The sequence below is a fragment of the Pseudomonas sp. LF-5 genome, from assembly GCF_037626295.1.
Lineage (GTDB): Bacteria > Pseudomonadota > Gammaproteobacteria > Pseudomonadales > Pseudomonadaceae > Aquipseudomonas > Aquipseudomonas monsensis.
Map to the genome: position 1 here is coordinate 904763 of NZ_JARKMT010000001.1, position 22183 is coordinate 926945.

The window sequence follows — 22183 nt, forward strand, 5'->3', positions numbered from 1 at the left end:
GACGAAGTTGCCAACGCCCCCCCTGAAACCGGGTGGCCCCGTTCGTCCGTAATCACGGTGGAAGGCCAAATGAAAAGCACGTGCGAAGCAAAGAGACCTATGCTTACCACACCCCCTCGTGGCGTCTTCCTCATGCACGAAACATCTCCCCCGTCGGCGTTATGTCTCAAGGCAGCGTGCTCCAACTGCAGCGTACTTGAGTTGTGTCTGCCGATCGGCCTGGACGGGGCGGAGGTCGAGCGGCTCGACACCCTGATTGTCCAGCGTTTAAAGGTCAGGAAAGGCGCCGCCCTGTACCGTGCCGGGGACCCGTTGCGCTCGCTGTACGCCGTGCGCGTAGGCTCCTTCAAGACCAGCGTGTTGTCCGTCGATGGCCGCGAGCAAGTGACCGGTTTTCACATCCCTGGCGAAATGCTCGGTCTGGACGCCATCAGTGCCGATGAGCATGCATGCACTGCATACGCCCTGGAAGACAGCGAAGTCTGCCCGATACACTTCGCGCAGCTGGAAAAACTGGCGCAGAGCCTCCCTTCCCTGCAACACAACCTCAATAAACTGCTGAGCCGGGAAATCGTCCGCGACCACAGCATGTTGATGCTGATGGGTAACATGAACTCCGATGAGCGTCTGGCGGCATTCCTGCTCAACCTCTCGCAACGCCTGAGCTCTCGTGGCTATTCCTCCAAAGAGTTCGTGCTGAAAATGCGCCGCGAAGAAATCGGCTCCTACCTTGGGCTGCGTCTGGAGACGATCTGTCGTGGCATCGCCCACTTGCGCGACCAGGGGCTGGTGGAGATCGCCGGGCGCAACGTAAAAATCCAAAACCTGGACGGCCTCAAGCAGATGGTGTCCGGCTGTAATCGCCAGACTCACTGACCCCGTCTGCAACGGAGGTTGATCATGCGCGCCATGGTGCTGCACGCCCCCGGCCAACCCTTGCAATGCGAAGAGCGCCCTGTCCCGATACCCGCCTCCGATCAGATCCTGCTCAAAGTGCTGGCCTGCGGCGTCTGTCGCACCGACCTGCATTTGCTCGACGGTGAGTTACCGCAAGCCGTATTCCCACGGGTGCCGGGCCACGAAATAGTCGGTGAGGTCACGGCGGTGGGCCAGGATGTAAGGCCTGACTGGATCGGCCGACGGGTCGGCGTGCCCTGGCTGGGCTGGACATGCGGCGAGTGCGGGTTCTGTCGTTCGGGTCGGGAGAACCTGTGCGATCAGGCGCGGTTCACCGGTTGTCAGCTGGACGGCGGCTACGCGGAATACACGGTTGCCGATCCGCGCTTCTGCTTTGCCCTTCCCGAGACGCTTTCAGACCAGCAAGCTGCGCCCCTGCTGTGTGCCGGACTGATCGGCTTTCGTGCGCTGCAAATGGCTCGTGGCGCGAAGCATCTGGGACTTTACGGGTTCGGCGCTGCGGCACACCTGGCGATTCAGGTGGCGCTCGGACGCGGCCAGAAGGTCTACGCGTTTACCCGTCCCGAGGACGACATCGGACAAGCCTATGCCCGCTCCCTGGGCGCAGAATGGGCCGGACCATCCGATCAGCCGCCACCACACCTGCTCGATGCCAGCCTGATCTTTGCGCCGGTGGGCGCACTGGTGCCGGCGGCGCTGGCGGTGACGGACAAGGGCGGCTGCGTGGTGTGTGCCGGGATTCACATGAGCGACATCCCGACGTTCCCGTATCGTTTGTTATGGGGTGAGCGCAGTGTCCGCTCGGTGGCCAACCTGACCCGCGAAGACGGTATTGCGTTTTTCCAGGAGCTTCAACACACGCCCGTGCACTGTGACGTCACCCGGTTTGCTTTGGAAGACGCCAACCAGGCCTTGGCATTTTTACGAGCGGGGCAATTCAACGGGGCGATTGTGCTCACACCGTGACCACGTGCCTGACTGCCAGAATGCTCCCTGGCACCGAATACAAGGCGCGTTCGGTGGTGCTGCCGATCAAGCGATCGACGCCCACCCGATGCACCGTCCCCATGACCACCACGTCGGCCAGATACTCTTCGACAAACTCACTGATCACCTGCACCGGATGGCCCATGACGAAGTGCCGGCGCTCTGGCGGCACGCCATACCGCTCTGCCAGCGTGACGAAGGCAAGATGCAGGGATTCGCGTAACTCGCTGGCAAAATCGCCACTCCAGCCGCCAGTGACCATCGGCGCATCGCCATTGAACGCCGCTGACAAGTCGTAGGCATACAACAGGTGCAGCGGGACGTCGCATTGCAATGCCAGCGCATTCGCGGTCTGGATGATCGTGTCGTTCAAACCGCTGATTTGTGTCGCTGGATCAAACGGATCCACCGCGGCTACCACGCGATGCGGCAATGCGTACCGGATGTGATTGACCAAGTGCAAGGGAACCGGGCACTCGCGCAGCAAGTGACAATCGAGCGGCGTGATGAAGACGCGTTTGAGCGCCGGTTCCAGCGTCACATCCTTGATCACTAGTTCGGACTTCAGTGCCTTGACGGCTTTCAGGATTTCCAGCAGCGGATGGCTGGTGAAGATCACGTCCACCGTCACATTCAGTCCATAGGCGTTGAGTTGCTCGAGCTCCTCGGCTACCCAGCGACGATAGCGGTGCTGATAGCGCTGTGCATCCACCCCATCGATTTTGTCCTCCCATAAGTGCGTAAACGGTACCGGCTCGACGAAGGCCCGCACATCCAGCGCCGCTCCGTTCGCCTTGGCCAGCGCGATAGCACGCAGCATCGCCGGAGATTGATGCAGCGTCTGGTCAGCGACCAGCAACAGACGTTGATATTGACCCATTACACACCTCGGCTCGGCACCGGCGCTTTGGGCCGGTAGGTTCAAGACTGCGCCTGCCTCCCTGCCTGACGTTGATTTACATCAAACCGTTGCCAATGAAGAACACCATGGAAAAGGACGACCGCCAATTGATGCGCCCTCTCACAGAAAAGGATCTGTCAGCGCGAATACAACTTCATCAACCGCCTGCCCCGCGAACCAGGCACATGCGCGTGCTCGCTCTGCCCGACCAGTTGATGGCCACTGACAATAAACAGCGCACGGCATTCATCGCCGTAATACTTGGGGCGATCTCTTTTCAGGACTGTAGGGTTTGCTGCGGCTTGATGGCCAACACACTGCACGGTGCTCGATGCAGCAACTGTTCGGCGGTGGTGCCGAGCAATTTGCTCAAACCGTGGTGCTGCACCGTTCCCATGACAATCACGTCAACCTGATGCTCGAGGGCGAACCCGCAGATACTCGGCACCGGCGCACCCTCGATGAAATGCCGGCACGCATCCGGTACGCCGTGACGTTCGGCCAAGGCCGCAAACGCCTCATGCTGCGCACTGCCCAGCGCCTCATAGATCCCGGTAGCCAACGGCAAGGCGCCGAACCCGATGTCCGTGGCGTAAACCGCCGCCCAGTCATACACATGCAACAGTTCAAGGCTGGCATCACATTGCTCAGCCAGCCGGGTGGCTGCATCAATGATCTGATCATTGAACAGGCAATCCTGTTCTTCGCTACGCAAGACATCGACGATGGCCAGTACATTGCGCGGGCGTGGATGGGTGTCACTGGTCACCAGGTGCACCGGCACGGGGCAATCGCGCAACAATTGCCAATCCAGCGGTGTGTAGAACACCCGCTCCAGCGCGGATTCGTGCCGGGCATCCTTGATGATCAAGATCACCGGCATCTCGTTGATGAACTGCAGGATCTCGGCAAAGGGATCCTGAACCCAGACCACTTCGGTGGTGACCGTGATGTGATGCCTTGCCAGCAACGACGCCTGTTCTATGAGCCACTGCCGATGAGTGCGCAGATAACCATCGCGGGCCAGGCGGATTTGCTCAGGAGCAAACAGCCCGGCCACTGCCAGCGCCTGCACATAATCGAAGGCCACGATGTGCAGCGGCACTTGCATGGCCAGCGCCAGCGCGGCGGCACGCTCGAACGCCGGCGTGCGTTCCATGGCGGGCGGAGCAATCAACAGTAAACGCTGAGTTTGCGACATGGGATACCTCGGCACGTGGCCAGCCAGAAGGAAACAGACCTTCAGCGTGAACGCTACGGCCGCTGGCAAATTGATCTTTGTCAGCAACTGCACGGATCGGTGGACATCACCCGAGCAAAAGACCACTTCGATCAATTAGAGCAACAAGGTGCCTGCCCACATCGCCAGCGTCAGCAATAGCTGGCCGGGAATCACATAAGCGGCAAAGCGTTTGCCGCCGCTGACCCAGGCCACTACGCATTTGCTCACCGAGTTACTGCTGACGGCGATCAGCGCAGGCGCAGCGATCGCGTCGTAAGGCAACAGCCCGGCCTTGGCCAGGCTGGCAACCGAGGCCGTGGCGGAATGCGCGTCGGCGAAGCCGGTCAATGTCGCCGTGAGCATCACGCCCACCTGGCCAAAGTGGCTGAGCATCGCCGACGACACCAGCGTGATGCCGGTCATGGTCAGTGTCACGACCAAGGCGAGTTTGAGATTGAATGCCCCTGCGGACTTGATCGGCTCGCTGCTCGTCCCCCTCCCCGGGTCGGGAAACATCAGGCAGACGCCGTATAACGCCGTGGCGACCAAGCCGAAACACAACGGCGCCCACACGCTGCGCAGTAGAGCGGGATCAACGGTAGCGAGGATCAGCCCGGCCTGAATCACCGTGGCAAGATTAGAGAAGATTGCGGCCGCGCCGAGGGTCCTGATGTTGGCCGGTTCAAGGCTTGCCCGTTGGCCCATGGTGGCAATCGTCACCGTACTGGAGGCGAATCCGGAGGCAATTGCGCTGACCACATAACCATAGCGAGTGCCCAAGGTGCGCACGGCGACATGGCCGATCGCTCCAACCAGCATCAGCAAAACCGTCAGGGTACAAATCGTGCGCAGATTGATCGCCGCGTAAGGGCCGATGTAACGGTCTGGTGCCAATGGCAGCACTACCAGCGCCGCGATCAGCAAAACCAGGCCGTCGCGCATCTCGACTTCGCTCAACTGGCTGTTGGCAAAGTGATGCAGCTTGTCGCGATAGGCCAGCAACCCCGCGATGACCACGCCAATGGCAATTGCCAGCGCGGGTGCGGTGCCACACAACGCGCCGAGCACCAACACCGTAAGCAAGGCTATTTCGCTGGTCACCCCCGGGTCGTCGCTCAGGCTGCGCCAATAGGCGACGGTGATCAGCAAGGTCACGCAGGTCGCCATAATCCCCAGCAGCAGAGCCGCGCCGACCTGCAGCGAGACATATCCCAGCAACGCGGTAATGGCGAACGTGCGCAATCCGGCGCTGTCACGTGTAGCGCCGGTGCCTTTGTGCCGCTCACGCTCAAGACCGATGAGCAGGCCGATCCCCAGCGCTGCCGCTGCACCAGAGAGATCGAAGAGTTCATTCATGGTCTGTAGCACCCGGCAGAGGTTTTAAGCGCAGCCCTGCGGTCACCTCAGCGCGATCATTCAACGCACTCGCCCAAGCGCTGAGTGACAACCGGCTCTGCGGGCAACGTCTGACCGAAGGCGTTGGGCCAGACGTGGGGCGCGTCGATGCGTGTCTGGAGCAGGCCTGCGAAGTCTTGCGCTGCGTCCAGATGCTTGAAGTTTACGTCCCAGTCATCCAGATGCACGACCCAGCCATGGGGTGCTTGTCTTTCTGTGATCTTGATGTTCATGGAAACCTCGATCAAACGGCAGGTCGACCGCATTCTCGGCACTGGGCAGAGCTTGCGCCGGGACTGCAGACCGGAAGTTGATAATGGTCAACAATCCGTGGAAGCGTTGGGCTTTTTCATTTGTGCGTCCCTTTTGCATTTCTGTGCGACAGATCCCGTTTCAGGGCTCCCGCAAGGCTCTGGCACGGTGTTAGTTTGTAAGTGTATGTGTCTCAGCGTTGAGACACTCTCCCTTTACTGCCCTGCAAAGGAATGCCCTTCGTATGAATTTCCCTTTCAAACAACTGGCTGCCACCACCTTGATGCTGGCCGGGCTTGCGGCTTTCACTGCTCCGGCCCAGGCCAACATTACTCCGCAGCAAAGTGCTGAAATCCTCAAGGCCTACAGCGCCGAAACGACTACAGATTTCCGCCAGTTCCTGACCAGCCTGGCCAAGAGCGATCTGGCCAGGACTGCCGCCATTGGCCCGGCCATTGGCGCCTTTCTGGATAACAAAACGCTGACGGCTGAGCAGCAGAACGAAATCTATCGCCTGCTCGGCCTCTATGCCCGCGTGAAATACAGCGCAGCCGCCACCGAGACGCTGCGTGAGCTGGTGGAGATCCCGACCTATCGCAAGGACGGCGTTGCCCAGCACGAGAACCCGGAATTCATCAAGATCGGCGAGAAGATCAAGAGCCTGGCAGAGTCCTTCCATCTGAATTTCCGCAACATCGACAACCGCGTGTATGAGATCTCGCTCAACGGCGCTGGCGATGAAGTCGTCGGCATTCACGCGCATGCCGACGTGGTGCCGGTAACGCCGGAAAACTGGGTGCTCAAGGATGGCACCCGCCTCGATCCATTCAAGATCACGCTGATCGGCGACCGCATGTATGGTCGCGGCACCGAGGATGACAAGAACGGTATCGTGGTCACGCTCTACGCGATGAAGGTCATCAAGGACGAGAAACTGCCACTGGCCCGCAACTTCAAGTTGCTGGTGGACACCACCGAAGAAACCACCGGCGACGCGATCCCGTACTATTTCGAGCGCAACCCGACGCCCAACTACAACCTGGCGCTGGATGGCGGATACCCGGTGGTGATTGCCGAGAAAGGCTACGGCACGGTGATGGCCGAATTCGCCAAGCGCAAAGGTGAAGGCAAAGGTGCGGAAATCATCTCGATGACCGGCGGTCTGGCGACTAACCAGATCCCTTCCGCATCCGTCGCCACGATTGTCAGCGATAAACCGGCCGCACTGGCCGCCAGCCTGCAAAAGGCCGGTACCGAGTTCGCCAAACGCAACGGCGGCAATTTCCAGGTGAGCGCCAAGGTTGACGGCAACAATGTCTTGCTGACGGTGACCGGGGTGTCGGCCCACTCCTCCGAGCCGGAATCCGGGGTGAATCCGGTGGCGCGGATGCTGGTATTCATCAACAGCCTTGATGGCAAAGTCGCGCTCAAGCACAACCACATCACCGATGCCGCTCGGTACGCCGCCGACAACTGGGGCCTGGATTACCTCGGCAACACACTGGGCGTCGGTTTCTCCGACGCCTTCATGGGGCCGCTGACCACTTCGCTGACTTACGTCGCAATGGACGACAACGCCTTCAAACTCGCGGTCAACCTGCGCGTTCCGAAGGGCAAATCGCCGGAGAAGCTCAAGGCTGAAATCGCCGACAAACTGGCAGCGTGGAGCAAGAAGAATCACGTAGCCGTCGCCTTCGACTATTCGATTGCCGAACCGATGTATCGCAACCCTGAGGGCGAATGGGTCAAGGCGCTGCTGGCGGTCTCGACGGAAAACCTCGGTATGAAACACGAGTTCGGTACGTCCGCTGGGGCGACGTCGGTGCATGAGTTGCCAAATGGCGTGCAATTCGGTCTGGCGCGCCCGGAGGTCAAGTACACCGGCCACACCGACGGTGAATTCAAGACCGTCGATCAATTCCAGCTCGATCTGCAGATCGTCACGGAAATGATGGGCCGGATCGGCCAGTTACCGAAGCTTTAACAGCATTTGTGGCGAGGAAGCTGGCTCCCTCGCCACAGTTTTTTAATCGCCGGATAATCCTCGCCGCTCATCGTTGCGCAGCAGGCAACACAGAATGATCATCAAACCGATTGATAGCCACCTAACGAAAGGTGCATGCTAGAGGGCTCGCTCGAGCCTTATATCATTCCGAATGATAGTTACCTTTGCTTCATTCGATTCGTGCCATCACACCTCGCCGAGCATCATCCGCCCATCTTCAATACATTGGCGGATGCATCCATGGAACAGTCACTCAAACATTTGCGCTTCCCGTTGGCCCTGTTGGCCGTGCTGGTGATGAGCGCTTGCGGCAAGACTCCGGAGACTGCCGCCACCATGCCCGCAGCGAAAGTCAGCGTGGCCAAGGTGTTGGAACAACCGGTCAACGAGTGGGACGAATTCACCGGGCGCCTCGAGGCGCCGGAAACCGTTGAAATCCGTCCACGGGTCTCCGGCCAGATCGACAACGTCGCCTTCACCGAAGGTGCGCTGGTCAAGAAAGGCGATTTGCTGTTCCAGATCGACCCACGTCCATTCCAGGCCGAGGTCCGCCGCCTCGAAGCCCTGGTCGCCCAGGCCCGCGCCAACGCCACCCGCAGTGAAAACGAAGCCGGCCGCGGTGAACGCCTGCGTGCCAGCAACGCCATCTCTGCCGAACTGGCCGACTCGCGCACCAGCGCTGCGCAAGAGGCCCGCGCCGCCGTCGGCGCCCTGCAAGCGCAACTGGACCTGGCCAAACTGAACCTGAGCTTTACCCGCGTAACCGCGCCAATCAGCGGCCGCGTCAGCCGTGCCGAGATCACCGCCGGGAACCTGGTGACCGCCGACACCACAGCGCTGACCAGTGTCGTGTCCACCGACAAGGTCTACGCCTACTTCGACGCCGACGAGCGCGTGTTCCTCAAATACACCCAGCTCGCCCGTAACGGTCAACGCGGCGCTACCACCCCGGTGTACATGGGCTTGTCCAATGAAGACGGCAACCCGCACCTCGGCCAGATGAACTTCGTCGACAACCAGGTCAACCCGAAAACCGGCACCATCCGTGGTCGTGCGGTGTTCGACAACAGCGACGGCACCTACACCCCGGGCCTGTACGCACGCTTGAAACTGGTCGGCAGCGGCACCTACAACGCCATGCTGATCAATGACGAAGCGGTCGGTACTGACCTGGGCAAGAAGTTCGTGCTGGTGATGGATGCGGACAACAAGACCGCCTACCGCGCTGTTGAACTGGGTCCGAAGATCGAAGGCCTGCGCATCGTCCGTACTGGCCTGAACAAGGACGACACGATCATCGTCAAGGGTCTGCAGCGAGTACGTCCGGGTTCTCCGGTCACCCCTGAAGTAATCCCGATGGCCAGCGAGCAAACCATTGCCGCCCTGGCTCAACAACGTCAAGCGCTGGAAGCCAGCAACCTGCCCAAAGTCGCCCCTGCCAAAGGCGCGTCCGGTTCGGTTGTGAAGCTGGCTGCTACGACCCCACGCGGTTAAGGGACGACAACTCCGATGAATTTTTCCCAATTCTTCATTTCACGGCCGATCTTCGCAGCGGTGCTGTCGCTGCTGATCCTGATCGCCGGTGCGATCTCGCTGTTCCAGCTACCGATCAGCGAATACCCGGAAGTCGTGCCGCCAACCGTGGTGGTACGTGCCAACTTCCCGGGCGCCAACCCTAAAGTCATCGGTGAAACCGTGGCCGCTCCACTGGAGCAGGCCATCACCGGCGTCGAGAACATGCTGTACATGTCCTCGCAGTCGACCGCCGACGGCAAGATCACCCTGACCATCACCTTCGCCCTGGGCACTGACCTGGACAACGCGCAGGTTCAGGTGCAAAACCGGGTGACCCGTACCGAGCCGAAGCTTCCAGAAGAAGTGACGCGCATCGGTATCACCGTCGACAAGGCATCGCCCGACCTGACCATGGTTGTGCACTTGACCTCCCCGGACAAGCGCTACGACATGCTTTACCTGTCCAACTACGCGATCCTCAACATCAAGGATGAGCTCGCTCGCCTGGGTGGTGTCGGTGACGTGCAACTGTTCGGCATGGGCGACTACTCGCTGCGCGTCTGGCTCGATCCGAACAAGACTGCTTCGCGCAATCTGACTGCGACCGATGTGGTCACGGCGATCCGTGAGCAGAACCGCCAGGTCGCGGCCGGTCAATTGGGTGCGCCCCCTGCCCCGAATGCCCAAAGCTTCCAGCTGTCGGTCAACACTCAGGGCCGTCTGGTCTCCGAGGAAGAGTTCGAGAACATCATCATTCGCGCAGGCGACAATGGTGAAATCACCCGCCTCAAGGACATAGCTCGCGTTGAACTGGGCTCCAGCCAATACGCCCTGCGTTCGTTGCTGAACAACCAGCCGGCGGTCGCAATCCCGATCTTCCAGCGCCCTGGCTCCAACGCCATCGACATCTCGAACGAAGTTCGCGGCAAGATGGAAGAGCTGAAGAAAGGCTTCCCGCAAGGCATGGACTACAGCATCGTCTATGACCCGACGATCTTCGTGCGCGGCTCGATCGAGGCGGTGGTTCACACCCTCTTCGAAGCACTGATCCTCGTGGTACTGGTGGTGATCCTGTTCCTGCAGACCTGGCGCGCCTCGATCATTCCACTGGTGGCGGTGCCGGTATCGTTGATCGGTACGTTTGCGGTCATGCACCTGTTCGGTTTCTCGCTCAACGCGCTGTCACTGTTCGGCCTGGTACTGGCGATCGGTATCGTGGTGGACGACGCCATCGTGGTGGTGGAAAACGTCGAGCGGAACATCGAACTCGGACTGACACCCGTCGAGGCCACCAAACGCGCCATGCGTGAAGTGACCGGCCCGATCATCGCGACGGCGCTGGTGCTGTGTGCGGTGTTTGTGCCGGCAGCATTCATCTCCGGTCTCACCGGGCAGTTCTATAAGCAGTTCGCACTGACCATTGCCATCTCGACCGTGATCTCGGCGTTCAACTCGCTGACCCTGTCGCCGGCATTGGCCGCTGTGTTGCTGAAAAGCCATGACGCACCGAAAGACCGCTTCTCCAAGGTGCTCGACAAGATCTTCGGTGGCTGGCTGTTCCGTCCGTTCAACCGTTTCTTCGACCGTGCCAGCCATGGCTACGTCGGCACCGTGCGCCGGGTTATCCGTGGCAGCGGCATCGCTCTGCTGCTGTACGCTGGCCTGATGGTGCTGACCTTCTTCGGTTTCTCCAGCACGCCGACCGGTTTCGTACCCGGCCAGGACAAGCAGTACCTGGTGGCCTTCGCGCAACTGCCGGACGCCGCGAGCCTGGATCGCACCGAAGACGTGATCAAGCGCATGTCCGACCTGGCCCTGAAACAACCAGGCGTGGAAAGTGCCGTAGCGTTCCCCGGCCTGTCGATCAACGGCTTCACCAACAGCCCGAATGCCGGCATTGTGTTCGTGACCCTGAAACCGTTCGACGAACGTAAAGACCCGAGCATGTCCGCCGGTGCCATCGCCGGCGCCCTGAACGGTCAATATGCGAACATTCAAGAAGCGTACATGGCGATCTTCCCGCCTCCGCCGGTACAAGGTCTGGGCACCATTGGTGGTTTCCGCCTGCAAATCGAAGACCGGGGCAACCTGGGCTACGACGAGCTGTACAAAGAAACCATGAACATCATCACCAAGAGCCACAGCGTGCCGGAACTGGCCGGCCTGTTCACCAGTTACACCGTGAACGTGCCGCAGGTCGATGCCGCCATCGACCGCGAGAAAGCCAAGACCCACGGCGTGGCCGTCAGCGACATCTTCGACACCCTGCAGATCTACCTGGGTTCGCTGTATGCCAACGACTTCAACCGCTTCGGGCGCACCTATCAGGTCAACGTTCAGGCCGAGCAACAGTTCCGCCTCGAATCCGACCAGATCGGCCAGCTGAAAGTGCGTAACAACAAGGGCGAAATGATCCCGCTGGCGACCTTCATCAAGGTCAGCGACACCTCGGGCCCGGATCGCGTGATGCACTACAACGGCTTCATCACCGCTGAAATCAACGGTGCGGCAGCCCCCGGCTACAGCTCTGGCCAGGCCGAAAAAGCCATCGAGAAACTGCTCAAGGATGAACTTCCGAACGGTATGACCTACGAGTGGACCGACCTGACCTACCAGCAGATTCTGTCCGGCAACACCGCGCTGTTCGTGTTCCCGCTCTGCGTACTGTTGGCGTTCCTGGTGCTCGCCGCACAATACGAAAGCTGGAGCCTGCCACTGGCGGTGATCCTGATCGTACCGATGACCCTGCTGTCGGCCATCACCGGCGTGATCATCTCCGGCGGCGACAACAACATCTTCACTCAGATCGGCTTGATCGTACTGGTGGGACTTGCCTGTAAGAACGCGATTCTGATCGTCGAGTTCGCCAAGGATAAACAGCTGGAAGGTCTCGACCCGCTGGCTGCGGTACTGGAAGCCTGCCGTCTGCGTCTGCGGCCGATCCTGATGACCTCCTTCGCGTTCATCATGGGTGTGGTGCCACTGGTGTTCTCCAGCGGTGCCGGTGCCGAGATGCGTCATGCCATGGGTGTGGCGGTGTTCTCCGGGATGCTCGGGGTGACCTTCTTCGGTCTGTTGCTGACGCCAGTGTTCTACGTACTGATCCGTAACTTCGTCGAACGCGGCGAAGCCCGCAAAGCGGCCAAGGCCATGAAACTGGAGGCGCAACAATGAGTCTGAAAGTCTTCCTGCCGAGTCTGCTGGTGCTGGCCCTCAGTGCCTGCGCCGTCGGCCCCGACTACAAGACCCCAGCCACGGAGGCGGCCAACATCACGGCCGTCACCGATGGCGCCGCCGGGCAAAAGAACTTCGACCGTTCGAAATTCGAAGGCATCTGGTGGCAGCAATTCGACGATCCGACCCTCAACCAGTTGGTGACTCAATCGCTGCAAGGCAACCGTCAACTGCGCGTGGCGTTCGCTCGCTGGAAAGCCGCTCGGGCGATTCGCGACGACGTCAGCAACGATGCGATGCCGACCATCACCAGCCGCGCCAGCAGTGATCTGGCCAAGGGGCAAATCCCCGGCCAGACCACTAAACGGGTCAACAGTGAACGCTACGACCTGGGCCTGGACATGGCCTGGGAACTGGACCTGTTCGGACGCATCCAGCGCAACCTGGAGGCCAGCGACGCTGATCAGCAAGCGGCTGAAGCCGATCTGTATCAGTTGCAAGTCACCATGATTGCCGAACTGGTGGACGCTTACGGCCAACTGCGCGGTGCGCAACTGCGCGAAAAGATCGCCGTGGCCAACCTGGAAAACCAGCAAGAGTCGCGCAAGATCACCATCAGCCTGCGTGACGCCGGTGTGGGTGATCAACTCGACGTCGAACGTGCCGATGCGCGTCTGGCCTCGGTCGAAGCCAGCGTGCCGCAATTGCAGGCCGAACAGGTTCGACAGAAGAACCGTATCGCCACCCTGCTGGGTGAACGCCCGGACAAACTGACCGTCGACCTGAGCCCGAAAGAGCTGCCTGCCATTGCCAAGGCGCTGCCGATCGGCGACCCGGGTGAGCTGCTGCAACGGCGTCCGGACATCCTCAGTGCCGAACGCAAACTGGCGTCGGCGACTGCCCGGATTGGCGTGGCAAAAGCGGACCTGTTCCCACGGGTCAGCCTCAGCGGTTTCCTCGGCTGGACAGCCGGGCGCGGTTCGCAAATCGGCTCCTCGGCGGCCAACGCCTGGGCGCTCGGCCCGAGCATCACCTGGGCGGCGTTCGACCTTGGCAGCGTGCGTGCCCGTTTGCGCGGCGCCGATGCCGATGCCGAAGGCGCACTGGCAACCTACGAGCAGCAAGTGCTGCTGGCCCTGGAAGAGTCGGAAAATGCTTTCAGCGATTACGGCAAACGTCAGCAACGCCTGATTTCGCTGATCCGCCAGAGTGAATCGAGCCGCAAGGCTGCCGGACTGGCCGAGATTCGTTACCGCGAAGGCACCACGGACTTCCTCGTCCTGCTCGATGCACAGCGTGAGCGTCTGAACGCCGAAGACAGCCAGGCCCAGGCCGAAGTCGATCTGTATCGCGGCATCGTCGCGATCTACAAGGCCCTCGGTGGCGGCTGGCAACCGGAGACGGTAGCCAGCAAGTAAACGATTGTTAAAGAGCTCCTTTGGTTGGCCGCAACCAACCAATTTTTTGCCCCGCGTATCATTCGGTCGCGGGGCTTTTTTGTGCCTGTTTTTCAGTCAGTGAAACTTTGTGGGCGCAAGCCTGCTCGCTCCCACAAGGGTCAGTGGTTTGCTTGAGGCTTTGGGTTTTCCAGGACGGTAACGGTGGCCGTAGTGCCCGCGCGAAGCCGGTTCTTGCCGGCATAGTCGCCGTCAATGTCGATCCGTACCGGTACTCGTTGCGCCAGTTTCACCCAGGTGTAACTCGGGTTGATGTTGGCCAGCAGCCGGCTGCCCGGGGCGTTCTCCCGGTCGGCAATGGCGAAGGCGATGCTTTGCACCGTGCCACCGAAGGTTTCTCCGCTCATTAACTGAATGCGCACCCGGTCACCTTCGCCGATACGCGGCAGCTTGGTTTCTTCGAAGTAACCGCTGACATAGAAGCTATCGCTATCAACCAGGGCCAACAGCGCTCCGCCGGCCACCGCGTAGTCGCCTTGTCGGGTCAGCAGATTGGTGACATAGCCGCTGACCGGAGACTCGACGCGAGTGCGCTGCAAGTCCAGCTCCGCCTGGGTCTGTGCAGCAATCGCCAACTGCACATTGGCTTGCGCCAGCCCGAGGTTGGCCTGGTTACGCAACAGGTCGGCCTGCGCCACCGCCACATCAGTGCTGGATTTCTCCCACTCCTCACCAGAGATCGCAAATCCCTGTTTCAGCATACGCCGCCGACGTTCTTCGCTCTGGCGCTGCTTGAGCAGCGCTTCACTGGCGACGATCGTGGCCTGGGATTGCCCCAGCGTTGCCTTCGCCACTTCAACGGAGCGCCGCGCATGCTCGACTGCCAGGCGGTAACGCGCGGGGTCGATTTCCATCAGCAACTGGCCTTTGTCGACATGCTGGTTGTCCTGCACTGCCAGACTGACGATGCGCCCCGATACATCCGCTGACAAGGTCACCACATCCGCCCTCACCCGGGCGTCCCGGGTCCACGGCGCACGGGTGTAATGCTCCCAGGCAAACCAGCCGAGCACAATCGCCAGCATGACGACCGCCAAGGTCATCAATCGCGTCACTAACACTTTCAAAGCATCAGGCTCCCATCAACAGAATCAGCGTGGCACAGACGCAGGCATACAAAGCGCCTTCGAACAGTGCCTCATGCCAGACCAGTCGCAAGACCCCCAGCCGTCGCAGGCCCCAATCCAGCACCATGAAGACCGGAATGGCCAGCAACAGGGCCTGGGCAATGGGCGGCAGGTAAACGCCGCCAATTTCGAAATCAATGGGCAAGGGCCGGCTCTCCTTCCGGGACGGTGCGCTGCAGCTGATCGCCGTGGCGCTTGAGGAATGACACAACAATCAACAGGGCCACGCGCATGCGAAACACCGACCACAGGTGTTCATGACTGGCAATGTGCAGATCATCCAGCTCATCGCCCAGCGCATGCAATTCGGTGAGCGGCGCTTGCCGGACATCCGGGCGACCGGCAACAAAGCGCCCGGTATGGCGCAACGCCGAGGACAGGCGCTGATTGAACGCATCGGACAGCAACCCATTGTTCTGCGCTTGCTGGCGCAGTTGATGCATCGCCACTCCCAGCGCGATGCACGCCAGGCTGATTTCATACCGTTGCTGCATGTCACGGTCGTTCACGGCCGGCAACAGGCCCAGCATGCTGGTCAAACGGTCGACCATGCGACTTTCGAAAGCAAACTGCTCCGCATCCGTGGGGGGCACTTTCGTCAACTGGTACACCTGCTCACGCGCTTCGTTGTACAAACGGCGAAGACGCCAGGCCGGACGGAACGGAAAAATCCACGCGTAGACGAGCAGCGCAAGCATGGCCGCGCTGACATAGGCGCCCGCGAATTCGAACCATTGAATCGCCGTATTCTGCCCGGTGCCGACATTCTGCGGGCCAAGCATCAGAAAACTCGACAGCCCCAGCCCCATGCCGATGCCCGCCGTCGCCGGGCTCGAGAGGCCGACCGCGATTACATACAGCAGCGGTGCCAGCAACAACGCCAACAGTTCGAAATCACTGATCGCCGGTACCAGCATGAATTGATAGAGCGCGGAAACCAGCAGCGCCAGGCCCAGGCCACGGGCATAGCTTTGCGCCGCCATCAGCGGGCGTGGAAACGTGGCCATCAGCGAACACAGGATGCCCACCAGAATCATTCCGCCCCGCGCACCATCCCAGGCGGTTTCGATCCAGATCAGCCCGGCGACCAGCAACGCGGTAAAGGCGCGGACAGCGTTCATCGTCGCCAGGGTGAAATCCAGATGCAGCGGGCTGGCCTGACCGCGATGAAGGCAACTGGCCTCGCGCCCGTCCTGAATCGCATCGCTCAACTCAAGTATCTGCTCCAGTTGCTGCAACAGCCGCGCCTGTTCCCAGCGCAAGGCCCATGCCAGGGAACGCAGGGTCGCGCTCATGTCTTCGGTGAGTTGTTCGGCCTCGTAGGCCAGCGCTTCGAACTGTTGCTGTAGCGTCACGAAGGCATGCCGCCGTTCAGCGGGCAGCGATCGGCCCTGCTCCGCCAACTGATCGAACAGCGCCAGTTCTTCACCACGCAGGCGCTGGACCTCAAGCGGCAACTCACCCTCCCAGCGCTCGGTCAGCAGTTCTCGCTGATGGCGCAACGCGGTCAACCGGGATGTCAGCAACATCAGCTGATTGCCCAACAGCAGCACCAGATTGTTGGCACTGCGCAACCGTGGCGCGTCGAAATACAGGTGCCGACGCAAGCCCTCGAGGGCGCTGATTTCACCAAGCAACTGCATTTGTCGGCGCTGGAACTCGGCGTCGCTTTCTTCGGTACGCAACACGGCAGCGGCGTGGCTGGCAGCGAGCTTGATGACCTGATCGACTTTGGCAAAATACCCCTTGGCCACCGCCTCCGGCCGCGCGGTCAACAAACTCACCACGCACACACACGCCACAGCCAGCAGGGTTTCGGTGACGCGTGTGACGGCCAGCAAGAAGGTGCCGTCCTGATCCGGAATCGCCAGCAATGCCACCACCACAGCGGTGTAGCCACTGAGTACAAACGCCTGAGAACTGGTGTAACGCAACAGCGTACCGCCCGCCGTGCACAGCGCCAGCCATAGTGCCAGTGTGGCAATGAACGGCAATGGCGCCTGCGGAAAAATCGCCATGATCAGCACCGCCACCGCAGCGCCCAGCGTTGTCCCGATCACTTGGCCAAAGCTGCGCGCCAGCGCCATTCCGGCCAGGGGCTGACTGACGATCACTACCGCCATGATCGACCACTTCGGTTGGTCCAGATCAAACAGAAACGCCAGGTAAAGCGTCAGCAGGCCGGCGGCGATGGTGCGCAACGCGAACAGCAGAACTGCCTGGCTGGGGTGAATGACCGCTTTGAAGTAAGTGAGCAGCGCTTGCATGGGCACACTCGTAAAGTAACTCCTGCTAGCGTAGACACTGCCATGAAAGCGTGACGGTTCACAGAGTCGACGCAACGTGTAGGGCGATTCGCAGGTATGGGTTTGACTCATGGCGCTCGCTGACCGAAGCTTGCCGTTCTGCCAAAAAAACGCCAGTTCACGGAAACCTGCATGTCTTCATCGCGCCGCTACCTGTTGATCAGCCTTGCCCTTGTGCTTGTTGTCGTCGTGGCGTGGCTGTCTTTGCGCAGCACGGCCCCGGTCGTTCCGGAAGCCATCCGGCGTGGCTACAGCGAAGCGCTGAGCGCTGCCCGCACCGGTCAGCCAGGGGCTGCACGTCAGCTGTATCAGCAATTGGGTCGACCGGATCTGTCGATCAAACGCCGCGTCTGGCTGCACGCCGAATTACCTAACTATCCGAGCCCGCAGGCCTTGAAACTGGCTGACGCCGACCTGCAAAACGAAGCCCCGGAGGTGCGGCTGGCGGCGATCCACAGCGTGGTCGGTCTGGTGCCTGGCGGGCAGCGCAGCCTGTTGCTGGGGCCGATGCTCGACGATCAAGACCAGACCGTTCGCTTTGCCGCCATCAATGCCCTGCTCGGCCTGACGCCGGATGAACTGGGGTTGTATTTCGCGCCGTTGCAGCAGGCGATTGACGGTTGGGAGCAGGCGCTCAAGGCGCAACCGGAAAGCGCCGCCACCTACGCTCAACTGGCGCGCCTCTACCTGCATAACGCTGAACTCAAAGAAGCCCAGGTCGCGCTGGACAATACTCTGCGTCTGGAGCCCGGCAACCTGCAGGCTCTGGTCATGCAGATCGACGTGCTCGACCGCCAGGGTCAGAGCGACGCCGCCCGGCAACTGCTCGCGCAGCAACTGAAAGCCCAGCCCGACTCCGCGTATCTGCAACATACCCTCGGGCTGTGGCTGTTGCACCACGGCCAACGCGAATATGCCCTGCTCGGCCTGTCCAAAGCGGTCGAGCTCGAACCCGACAACAAGGATTATCGCTATGACCTCGCTACCACGCTGCACAGCGCGGAGGAGCTGGAAGCGGCGCAGAAGCAGTTGCAGGAAATCGTCCAGCGGCACCCGGCCGATCGCAAAGCGCGAGTGCTGCTGATCAGTTACTGGAAAGAAAGCGGGCAACTGCAGAATGTGCAGATTCTGCAGGCGCAGCTGGAACAGTTGAATCCGGATGATCCGGCGTTGCAACAAGGGCTCTGAACACGATCGACAGATCGCGGCCTGCGGGGATTTCAGCACACATCCTCAAGGCTCTCGAAATAAAAATCGGAACTGCCATCCCTGACGAGGGTCAAGTATTTCAGGCGACCGCTTTCAAGAAAGCGCCTCGCCTCCCCTAGTCATGAGAGGGCATTTTTTGTCTACATCTAACGCGTTGATCAGTGCAAAAGCCGCTACCGGCATCGAGGGTCTGGATGACATCCTGGCCGGTGGCCTGTCTCGCGGACATGTGTTTTTGCTCGAAGGTGAACCCGGAACCGGCAAAACCACCGTCGCTTTGCATTTTCTCCTGGCCGGCGCCAGCGCTGGCGAACGCTGTTTGTACATCACGCTGTCGGAAACCGAGCGTGAGCTGCGCCAGGGTGCGCTGTCCCACGGCTGGGAGCTCAATGAGAACATCGAAATCTTCGAGCTGACGCCGCCGGAAAGCCTGCTCAATGCCGAGCATCAACAGAGTCTGCTGTACTCCTCAGACCTGGAACTGGGCGAAGCGACCAAGCAGATTTTCGAAGTGGTCGAGCGTTTCAAACCGACTCGCGTGGTGCTCGACAGTCTGTCGGAAATTCGCCTGCTGGCGCAAAGCTCCTTGCGCTACCGCCGACAGATTCTGGCGATCAAGCACTACTTCGTGCGCTACGACGCCACCGTTCTGCTGCTCGACGACCTGACCACCGAATCCCTCGACAAAACCGTGCACAGCGTGGCCCACGGTGTGATTCGCCTTGAAGAACTGACACCCAACTACGGCGCCGAACGTCGACGCATCCGGGTGATCAAGTATCGCGGGCAAAAATACCGTGGGGGCTTCCATGACTTCACCATCATGGGCGACGGCGTGCATGTCTTCCCGCGCCTGGTGGCCGCTGAACATCGAAGTGATTACCCGCGCCTGCAATTGACCAGCGGCATCAAGGAGATGGATTCCTTGCTCGGTGGTGGTGTCGAAGCCGGCTCCAGCACCTTGATCCTCGGCCCGGCCGGTACTGGTAAATCGCTGATCTCGATGATCTTCGCCGCAGCGGCCGTGGGCCGGGGCGAGAAAGCAGCCCTGTTCATTTTTGATGAAGAGCTGGGCCTGCTGTTCGAGCGCATGCGCAATATCGGCATCGACCTCAAGGCCCTGCAGGCCACCGGTAATCTGCTGATCGAGCAAGTCGATGCCGCCGAGCTGTCACCGGGCGAGTTTTCGCACCGGGTGCGGCGTTGCGTCGATGAGCGCGACATCAAAACCGTGGTGATCGACAGTATCAACGGCTATCAGGCCGCCATGCCCGAAGAGAACGCGCTGGTGCTGCACATGCACGAGTTGTTGCTGTACCTGAACCGCAAGGGTGCAGCGACCTTCATGACTGTTGCCCAGCATGGCCTGGTGGGCGACATGCAGGCCCCGGTCGACATCACTTACCTGGCCGACACGGTGATCCTGCTGCGCTACTTCGAAGCCATCGGCAAAGTCCGCCGGGCGATTTCCATCATCAAGAAACGTACCGGCAGCCATGAGTCGACCATTCGCGAATACCGGATTTCCTCTCAGGGCATGACCATCGGCGAACCGCTTGATGCCTTCCAGGGCGTGCTGCGCGGAGTGCCCACCTATCTTGGCGCGAGCAACCCGCTGCTGCAGGAAGAAATATTGTGACGGTGTCGGTACCGCTGGCCGAACGCGCGCTAATCCTGGCGCCCATGGGTCGCGACAGCCAGGTTGCCCTGATGATCCTCAACGAAGCGGGCTTCGGCGGCCATATCACACCGGATCTGGGCGCGTTATGCGAGCAACTGGAGCCCGGCGCCGGGCTGCTGTTGATCGCCGCCGAAGCGTTGCGTGGTCCGGATCTTGAGGCGTTATTTGATTACCTTGAACAGCAACCGGCATGGTCGGACATGCCGATCGTGCTGCTGACCCATCATGGCGGCCAGGAACAGGGCCCGTCTTCGCGCCTGAGTGATCAACTGGGTAACGTCACGTTCCTTGAACGGCCGTTTCATCCGGCGACGCTGGTCAGTATGGTCTCGGCCGCCCTGCGCGGACGCCGACGACAGTACGAGGCACGTGACCGACTGATCGACCTGAGTGAAAGTGAACGGCGCCTGCAATCGACGCTGGAGACTCTCGAACAACAAGTCGAGGAACGCACCGCGCAACTGCGGCACAACGAAGAAGCCTTGCGGCAGTCGCAGAAAATGGAAGCGGTCGGCCAGCTCACCGGCGGTATCGCCCACGACTTCAACAATATGCTCACCGGGATCATCGGCAGTCTCGAACTGCTGCGTCGGCGTCTGGCCCGTGGGCGTACGGATGACCTCGACAGCCTGATCGACCTGGGCGTCACCTCGGCCAACCGCGCGGCGGGCCTGACCCACCGTCTGTTGGCATTTTCCCGCCGGCAGTCGCTCGACTCCAAAGCCGTGCAAATGAACGCACTGGTGGAGTCGATGGGCGAACTGCTGCAACGCAGCCTCAACGAAAGCATCCAGCTGGACATGCGTCTGAATGACCGGCTGTGGGTAGCCGAGGCGGATCCGAATCAACTGGAAAGCGCTCTGCTCAACCTTGTGCTCAATGCCCGCGACGCGATGCCCGAGGGCGGCAAACTGGTGGTCGAGACCAGCAATCAGGTCCTGGACCGCGAACTCACCGAGGCCTACGACAACCTGGAGCCCGGCGATTACGTGATGCTCAGCGTTACCGACAATGGCAGCGGCATGCCACAGAGTGTGATCAGTCGGGCGTTCGACCCGTTTTTCACCACCAAGCCCATCGGTCAGGGCACCGGCCTGGGTCTGTCGATGATCTACGGTTTCAGCAAACAATCGCGTGGTCACGTCTCGATCGACAGCGAAATTGATCAGGGCACCACCGTCAAACTCTATCTGCCGCGCTTTCGCGGTGAAGAACTCTCGCGCTCCGAAGACATCGCTCATCAGGCGCCCGAGGCACTGCATGGTGAAACCGTGCTGATCGTCGAAGACGACCCGGCCGTGCGCTTGCTGGTCAGCGCGGTACTCAGTGAACTGGGTTATGCCTTCGTCGAGGCCAGCGATGCCGATGGCGCGGTACCGATCCTCAACTCAACCCAGCGCATCGACCTGCTGATCAGTGATGTCGGCCTGCCGGGCATGAATGGCCGGCAACTGGCAGAGGTCGGACGGCAGTACCGTCCGGGTCTCAAGGTCTTGTTCATTACCGGGTATGCCGAGCATGCGGCCGTGCGCGGCGGGTTCCTCGACTCCGGGATGCAGATGATCACCAAGCCTTTCACCTTCGATCTGCTCACCGCCAAGGTGCGCGAGATGATCAATACCTGAACAGCGCCTGTAGAGGGCGCTGATGGGGTCAGGCGAGCAGTTCCTGGATCTTTTCCTGTAATACGTCCAGATCGAAGGGCTTTTCCAGAATCGGCGCCTTGCGCGTGATCGGGCTGCCGGTCTCGCGGATTTCCTGCGGGTAACCGCTGATAAAGATCACTTTGAGATCGGGTCGCAGCTTCACGGCGGGTTCGGCGATCTGCACGCCGGAAATGCCGCCAGGCAGGCGAAAATCGGTGATCAACATGTCCAGATGCGGTTTGCTCGCAAGAATTTCGAACGCCTGCTCGCCGTTTTCGGCCTGCAATACGCGATACCCCTGCCCCGACAAGTAATCCGTCAGGATCATCAAGATAACCGGTTCGTCCTCGACGACGAGTACTACATCTTGTGCATCTACGCTCATGGG

At 60.6% G+C, this 22183-nt stretch carries 17 protein-coding genes; 9 read left to right on the forward strand and 8 right to left on the reverse strand.

What is annotated here, in order from left to right; genetic code table 11:
* Positions 1 to 132 precede the first annotated feature (132 nt).
* Both fnr and PseuLF5_RS04110 read left to right on the forward strand, forming a co-directional pair.
* Positions 133 to 876: a fumarate/nitrate reduction transcriptional regulator Fnr gene (gene fnr, locus PseuLF5_RS04105; protein WP_340132990.1), complete on the forward strand. Its 744-nt coding sequence runs from the start codon at positions 133 to 135 to the stop codon at positions 874 to 876.
* A gap of 24 nt (positions 877 to 900) precedes the next feature.
* The gene (locus tag PseuLF5_RS04110) at positions 901 to 1884 is read left to right on the forward strand and encodes a zinc-dependent alcohol dehydrogenase family protein (protein WP_222832960.1); all 984 of its coding nucleotides are present in this window, start codon (positions 901 to 903) and stop codon (positions 1882 to 1884) included.
* Here the strand turns inward: PseuLF5_RS04110 and PseuLF5_RS04115 are convergent.
* The 4 genes from PseuLF5_RS04115 to PseuLF5_RS04130 form a co-directional block, all read right to left on the reverse strand.
* Positions 1874 to 2785 (reverse strand): universal stress protein, encoded by a 912-nt coding sequence (locus PseuLF5_RS04115; RefSeq protein ID WP_340132991.1) that lies wholly within the window; start codon positions 2783 to 2785, stop codon positions 1874 to 1876. The two genes, PseuLF5_RS04110 and PseuLF5_RS04115, sit on opposite strands and share 11 nt — an antisense overlap.
* Before the next feature lie 298 nt (positions 2786 to 3083).
* A complete protein-coding gene (locus tag PseuLF5_RS04120) occupies positions 3084 to 4007 on the reverse strand; it encodes a universal stress protein (protein WP_186746022.1) in 924 nt (307 codons plus the stop codon).
* Positions 4008 to 4142: 135 nt separating this feature from the next.
* Complete coding sequence (locus tag PseuLF5_RS04125; protein WP_340132992.1) at positions 4143 to 5384, reverse strand: MgtC/SapB family protein; 1242 nt, start codon at positions 5382 to 5384, stop codon at positions 4143 to 4145.
* A gap of 56 nt (positions 5385 to 5440) precedes the next feature.
* Positions 5441 to 5656 (reverse strand): hypothetical protein, encoded by a 216-nt coding sequence (locus tag PseuLF5_RS04130; RefSeq protein ID WP_340132993.1) that lies wholly within the window; start codon positions 5654 to 5656, stop codon positions 5441 to 5443.
* 263 nt (positions 5657 to 5919) lie between these two features.
* On the opposite strand from PseuLF5_RS04130, the gene PseuLF5_RS04135 reads away from it, so the two are divergent.
* The 4 genes from PseuLF5_RS04135 to PseuLF5_RS04150 all read left to right on the forward strand — a co-directional run bounded on the left by PseuLF5_RS04135 (position 5920) and on the right by PseuLF5_RS04150 (position 13787).
* A complete protein-coding gene (locus PseuLF5_RS04135) occupies positions 5920 to 7659 on the forward strand; it encodes a dipeptidase (RefSeq protein WP_340132994.1) in 1740 nt (579 codons plus the stop codon).
* A gap of 261 nt (positions 7660 to 7920) precedes the next feature.
* Positions 7921 to 9174, forward strand: a complete 1254-nt coding sequence (gene mexE, locus PseuLF5_RS04140; RefSeq protein ID WP_123468538.1) for a multidrug efflux RND transporter periplasmic adaptor subunit MexE — start codon at positions 7921 to 7923, stop codon at positions 9172 to 9174.
* A 15-nt stretch (positions 9175 to 9189) separates the two neighbouring features.
* Positions 9190 to 12369 (forward strand): efflux RND transporter permease subunit, encoded by a 3180-nt coding sequence (locus PseuLF5_RS04145; protein ID WP_123468537.1) that lies wholly within the window; start codon positions 9190 to 9192, stop codon positions 12367 to 12369.
* Positions 12366 to 13787 (forward strand): efflux transporter outer membrane subunit, encoded by a 1422-nt coding sequence (locus PseuLF5_RS04150; RefSeq protein ID WP_340132995.1) that lies wholly within the window; start codon positions 12366 to 12368, stop codon positions 13785 to 13787. Before PseuLF5_RS04145 ends, PseuLF5_RS04150 begins: the two co-directional genes overlap by 4 nt.
* Before the next feature lie 140 nt (positions 13788 to 13927).
* Here PseuLF5_RS04150 and PseuLF5_RS04155 read toward each other — a convergent pair whose 3' ends face one another.
* From PseuLF5_RS04155 to PseuLF5_RS04165, 3 genes are read right to left on the reverse strand one after another with little or no spacing between them, the layout of a single operon-like run.
* A complete protein-coding gene (locus PseuLF5_RS04155) occupies positions 13928 to 14869 on the reverse strand; it encodes an HlyD family efflux transporter periplasmic adaptor subunit (RefSeq protein WP_437180120.1) in 942 nt (313 codons plus the stop codon).
* A 28-nt stretch (positions 14870 to 14897) separates the two neighbouring features.
* Positions 14898 to 15098 (reverse strand): DUF1656 domain-containing protein, encoded by a 201-nt coding sequence (locus PseuLF5_RS04160; protein WP_123468531.1) that lies wholly within the window; start codon positions 15096 to 15098, stop codon positions 14898 to 14900.
* Positions 15088 to 17220 (reverse strand): FUSC family protein, encoded by a 2133-nt coding sequence (locus tag PseuLF5_RS04165; protein WP_340132996.1) that lies wholly within the window; start codon positions 17218 to 17220, stop codon positions 15088 to 15090. The genes PseuLF5_RS04160 and PseuLF5_RS04165 overlap by 11 nt, the downstream gene beginning before the upstream one ends.
* Before the next feature lie 171 nt (positions 17221 to 17391).
* Between PseuLF5_RS04165 and PseuLF5_RS04170 the strand changes: the two genes are divergently transcribed.
* The 3 genes from PseuLF5_RS04170 to PseuLF5_RS04180 all read left to right on the forward strand — a co-directional run bounded on the left by PseuLF5_RS04170 (position 17392) and on the right by PseuLF5_RS04180 (position 21774).
* On the forward strand, positions 17392 to 18447 hold the full coding sequence (locus tag PseuLF5_RS04170; protein WP_340132997.1) for a tetratricopeptide repeat protein: 1056 nt from the start codon (positions 17392 to 17394) through the stop codon (positions 18445 to 18447).
* 157 nt (positions 18448 to 18604) lie between these two features.
* Positions 18605 to 20107 (forward strand): ATPase domain-containing protein, encoded by a 1503-nt coding sequence (locus PseuLF5_RS04175; protein WP_340132998.1) that lies wholly within the window; start codon positions 18605 to 18607, stop codon positions 20105 to 20107.
* The gene (locus PseuLF5_RS04180) at positions 20104 to 21774 is read left to right on the forward strand and encodes a response regulator (protein WP_267794857.1); all 1671 of its coding nucleotides are present in this window, start codon (positions 20104 to 20106) and stop codon (positions 21772 to 21774) included. The genes PseuLF5_RS04175 and PseuLF5_RS04180 overlap by 4 nt, the downstream gene beginning before the upstream one ends.
* A 28-nt stretch (positions 21775 to 21802) precedes the next feature.
* Here the strand turns inward: PseuLF5_RS04180 and PseuLF5_RS04185 are convergent, their stop codons facing one another.
* Positions 21803 to 22180 (reverse strand): response regulator, encoded by a 378-nt coding sequence (locus PseuLF5_RS04185; protein WP_103304982.1) that lies wholly within the window; start codon positions 22178 to 22180, stop codon positions 21803 to 21805.
* Positions 22181 to 22183 lie beyond the last annotated feature (3 nt).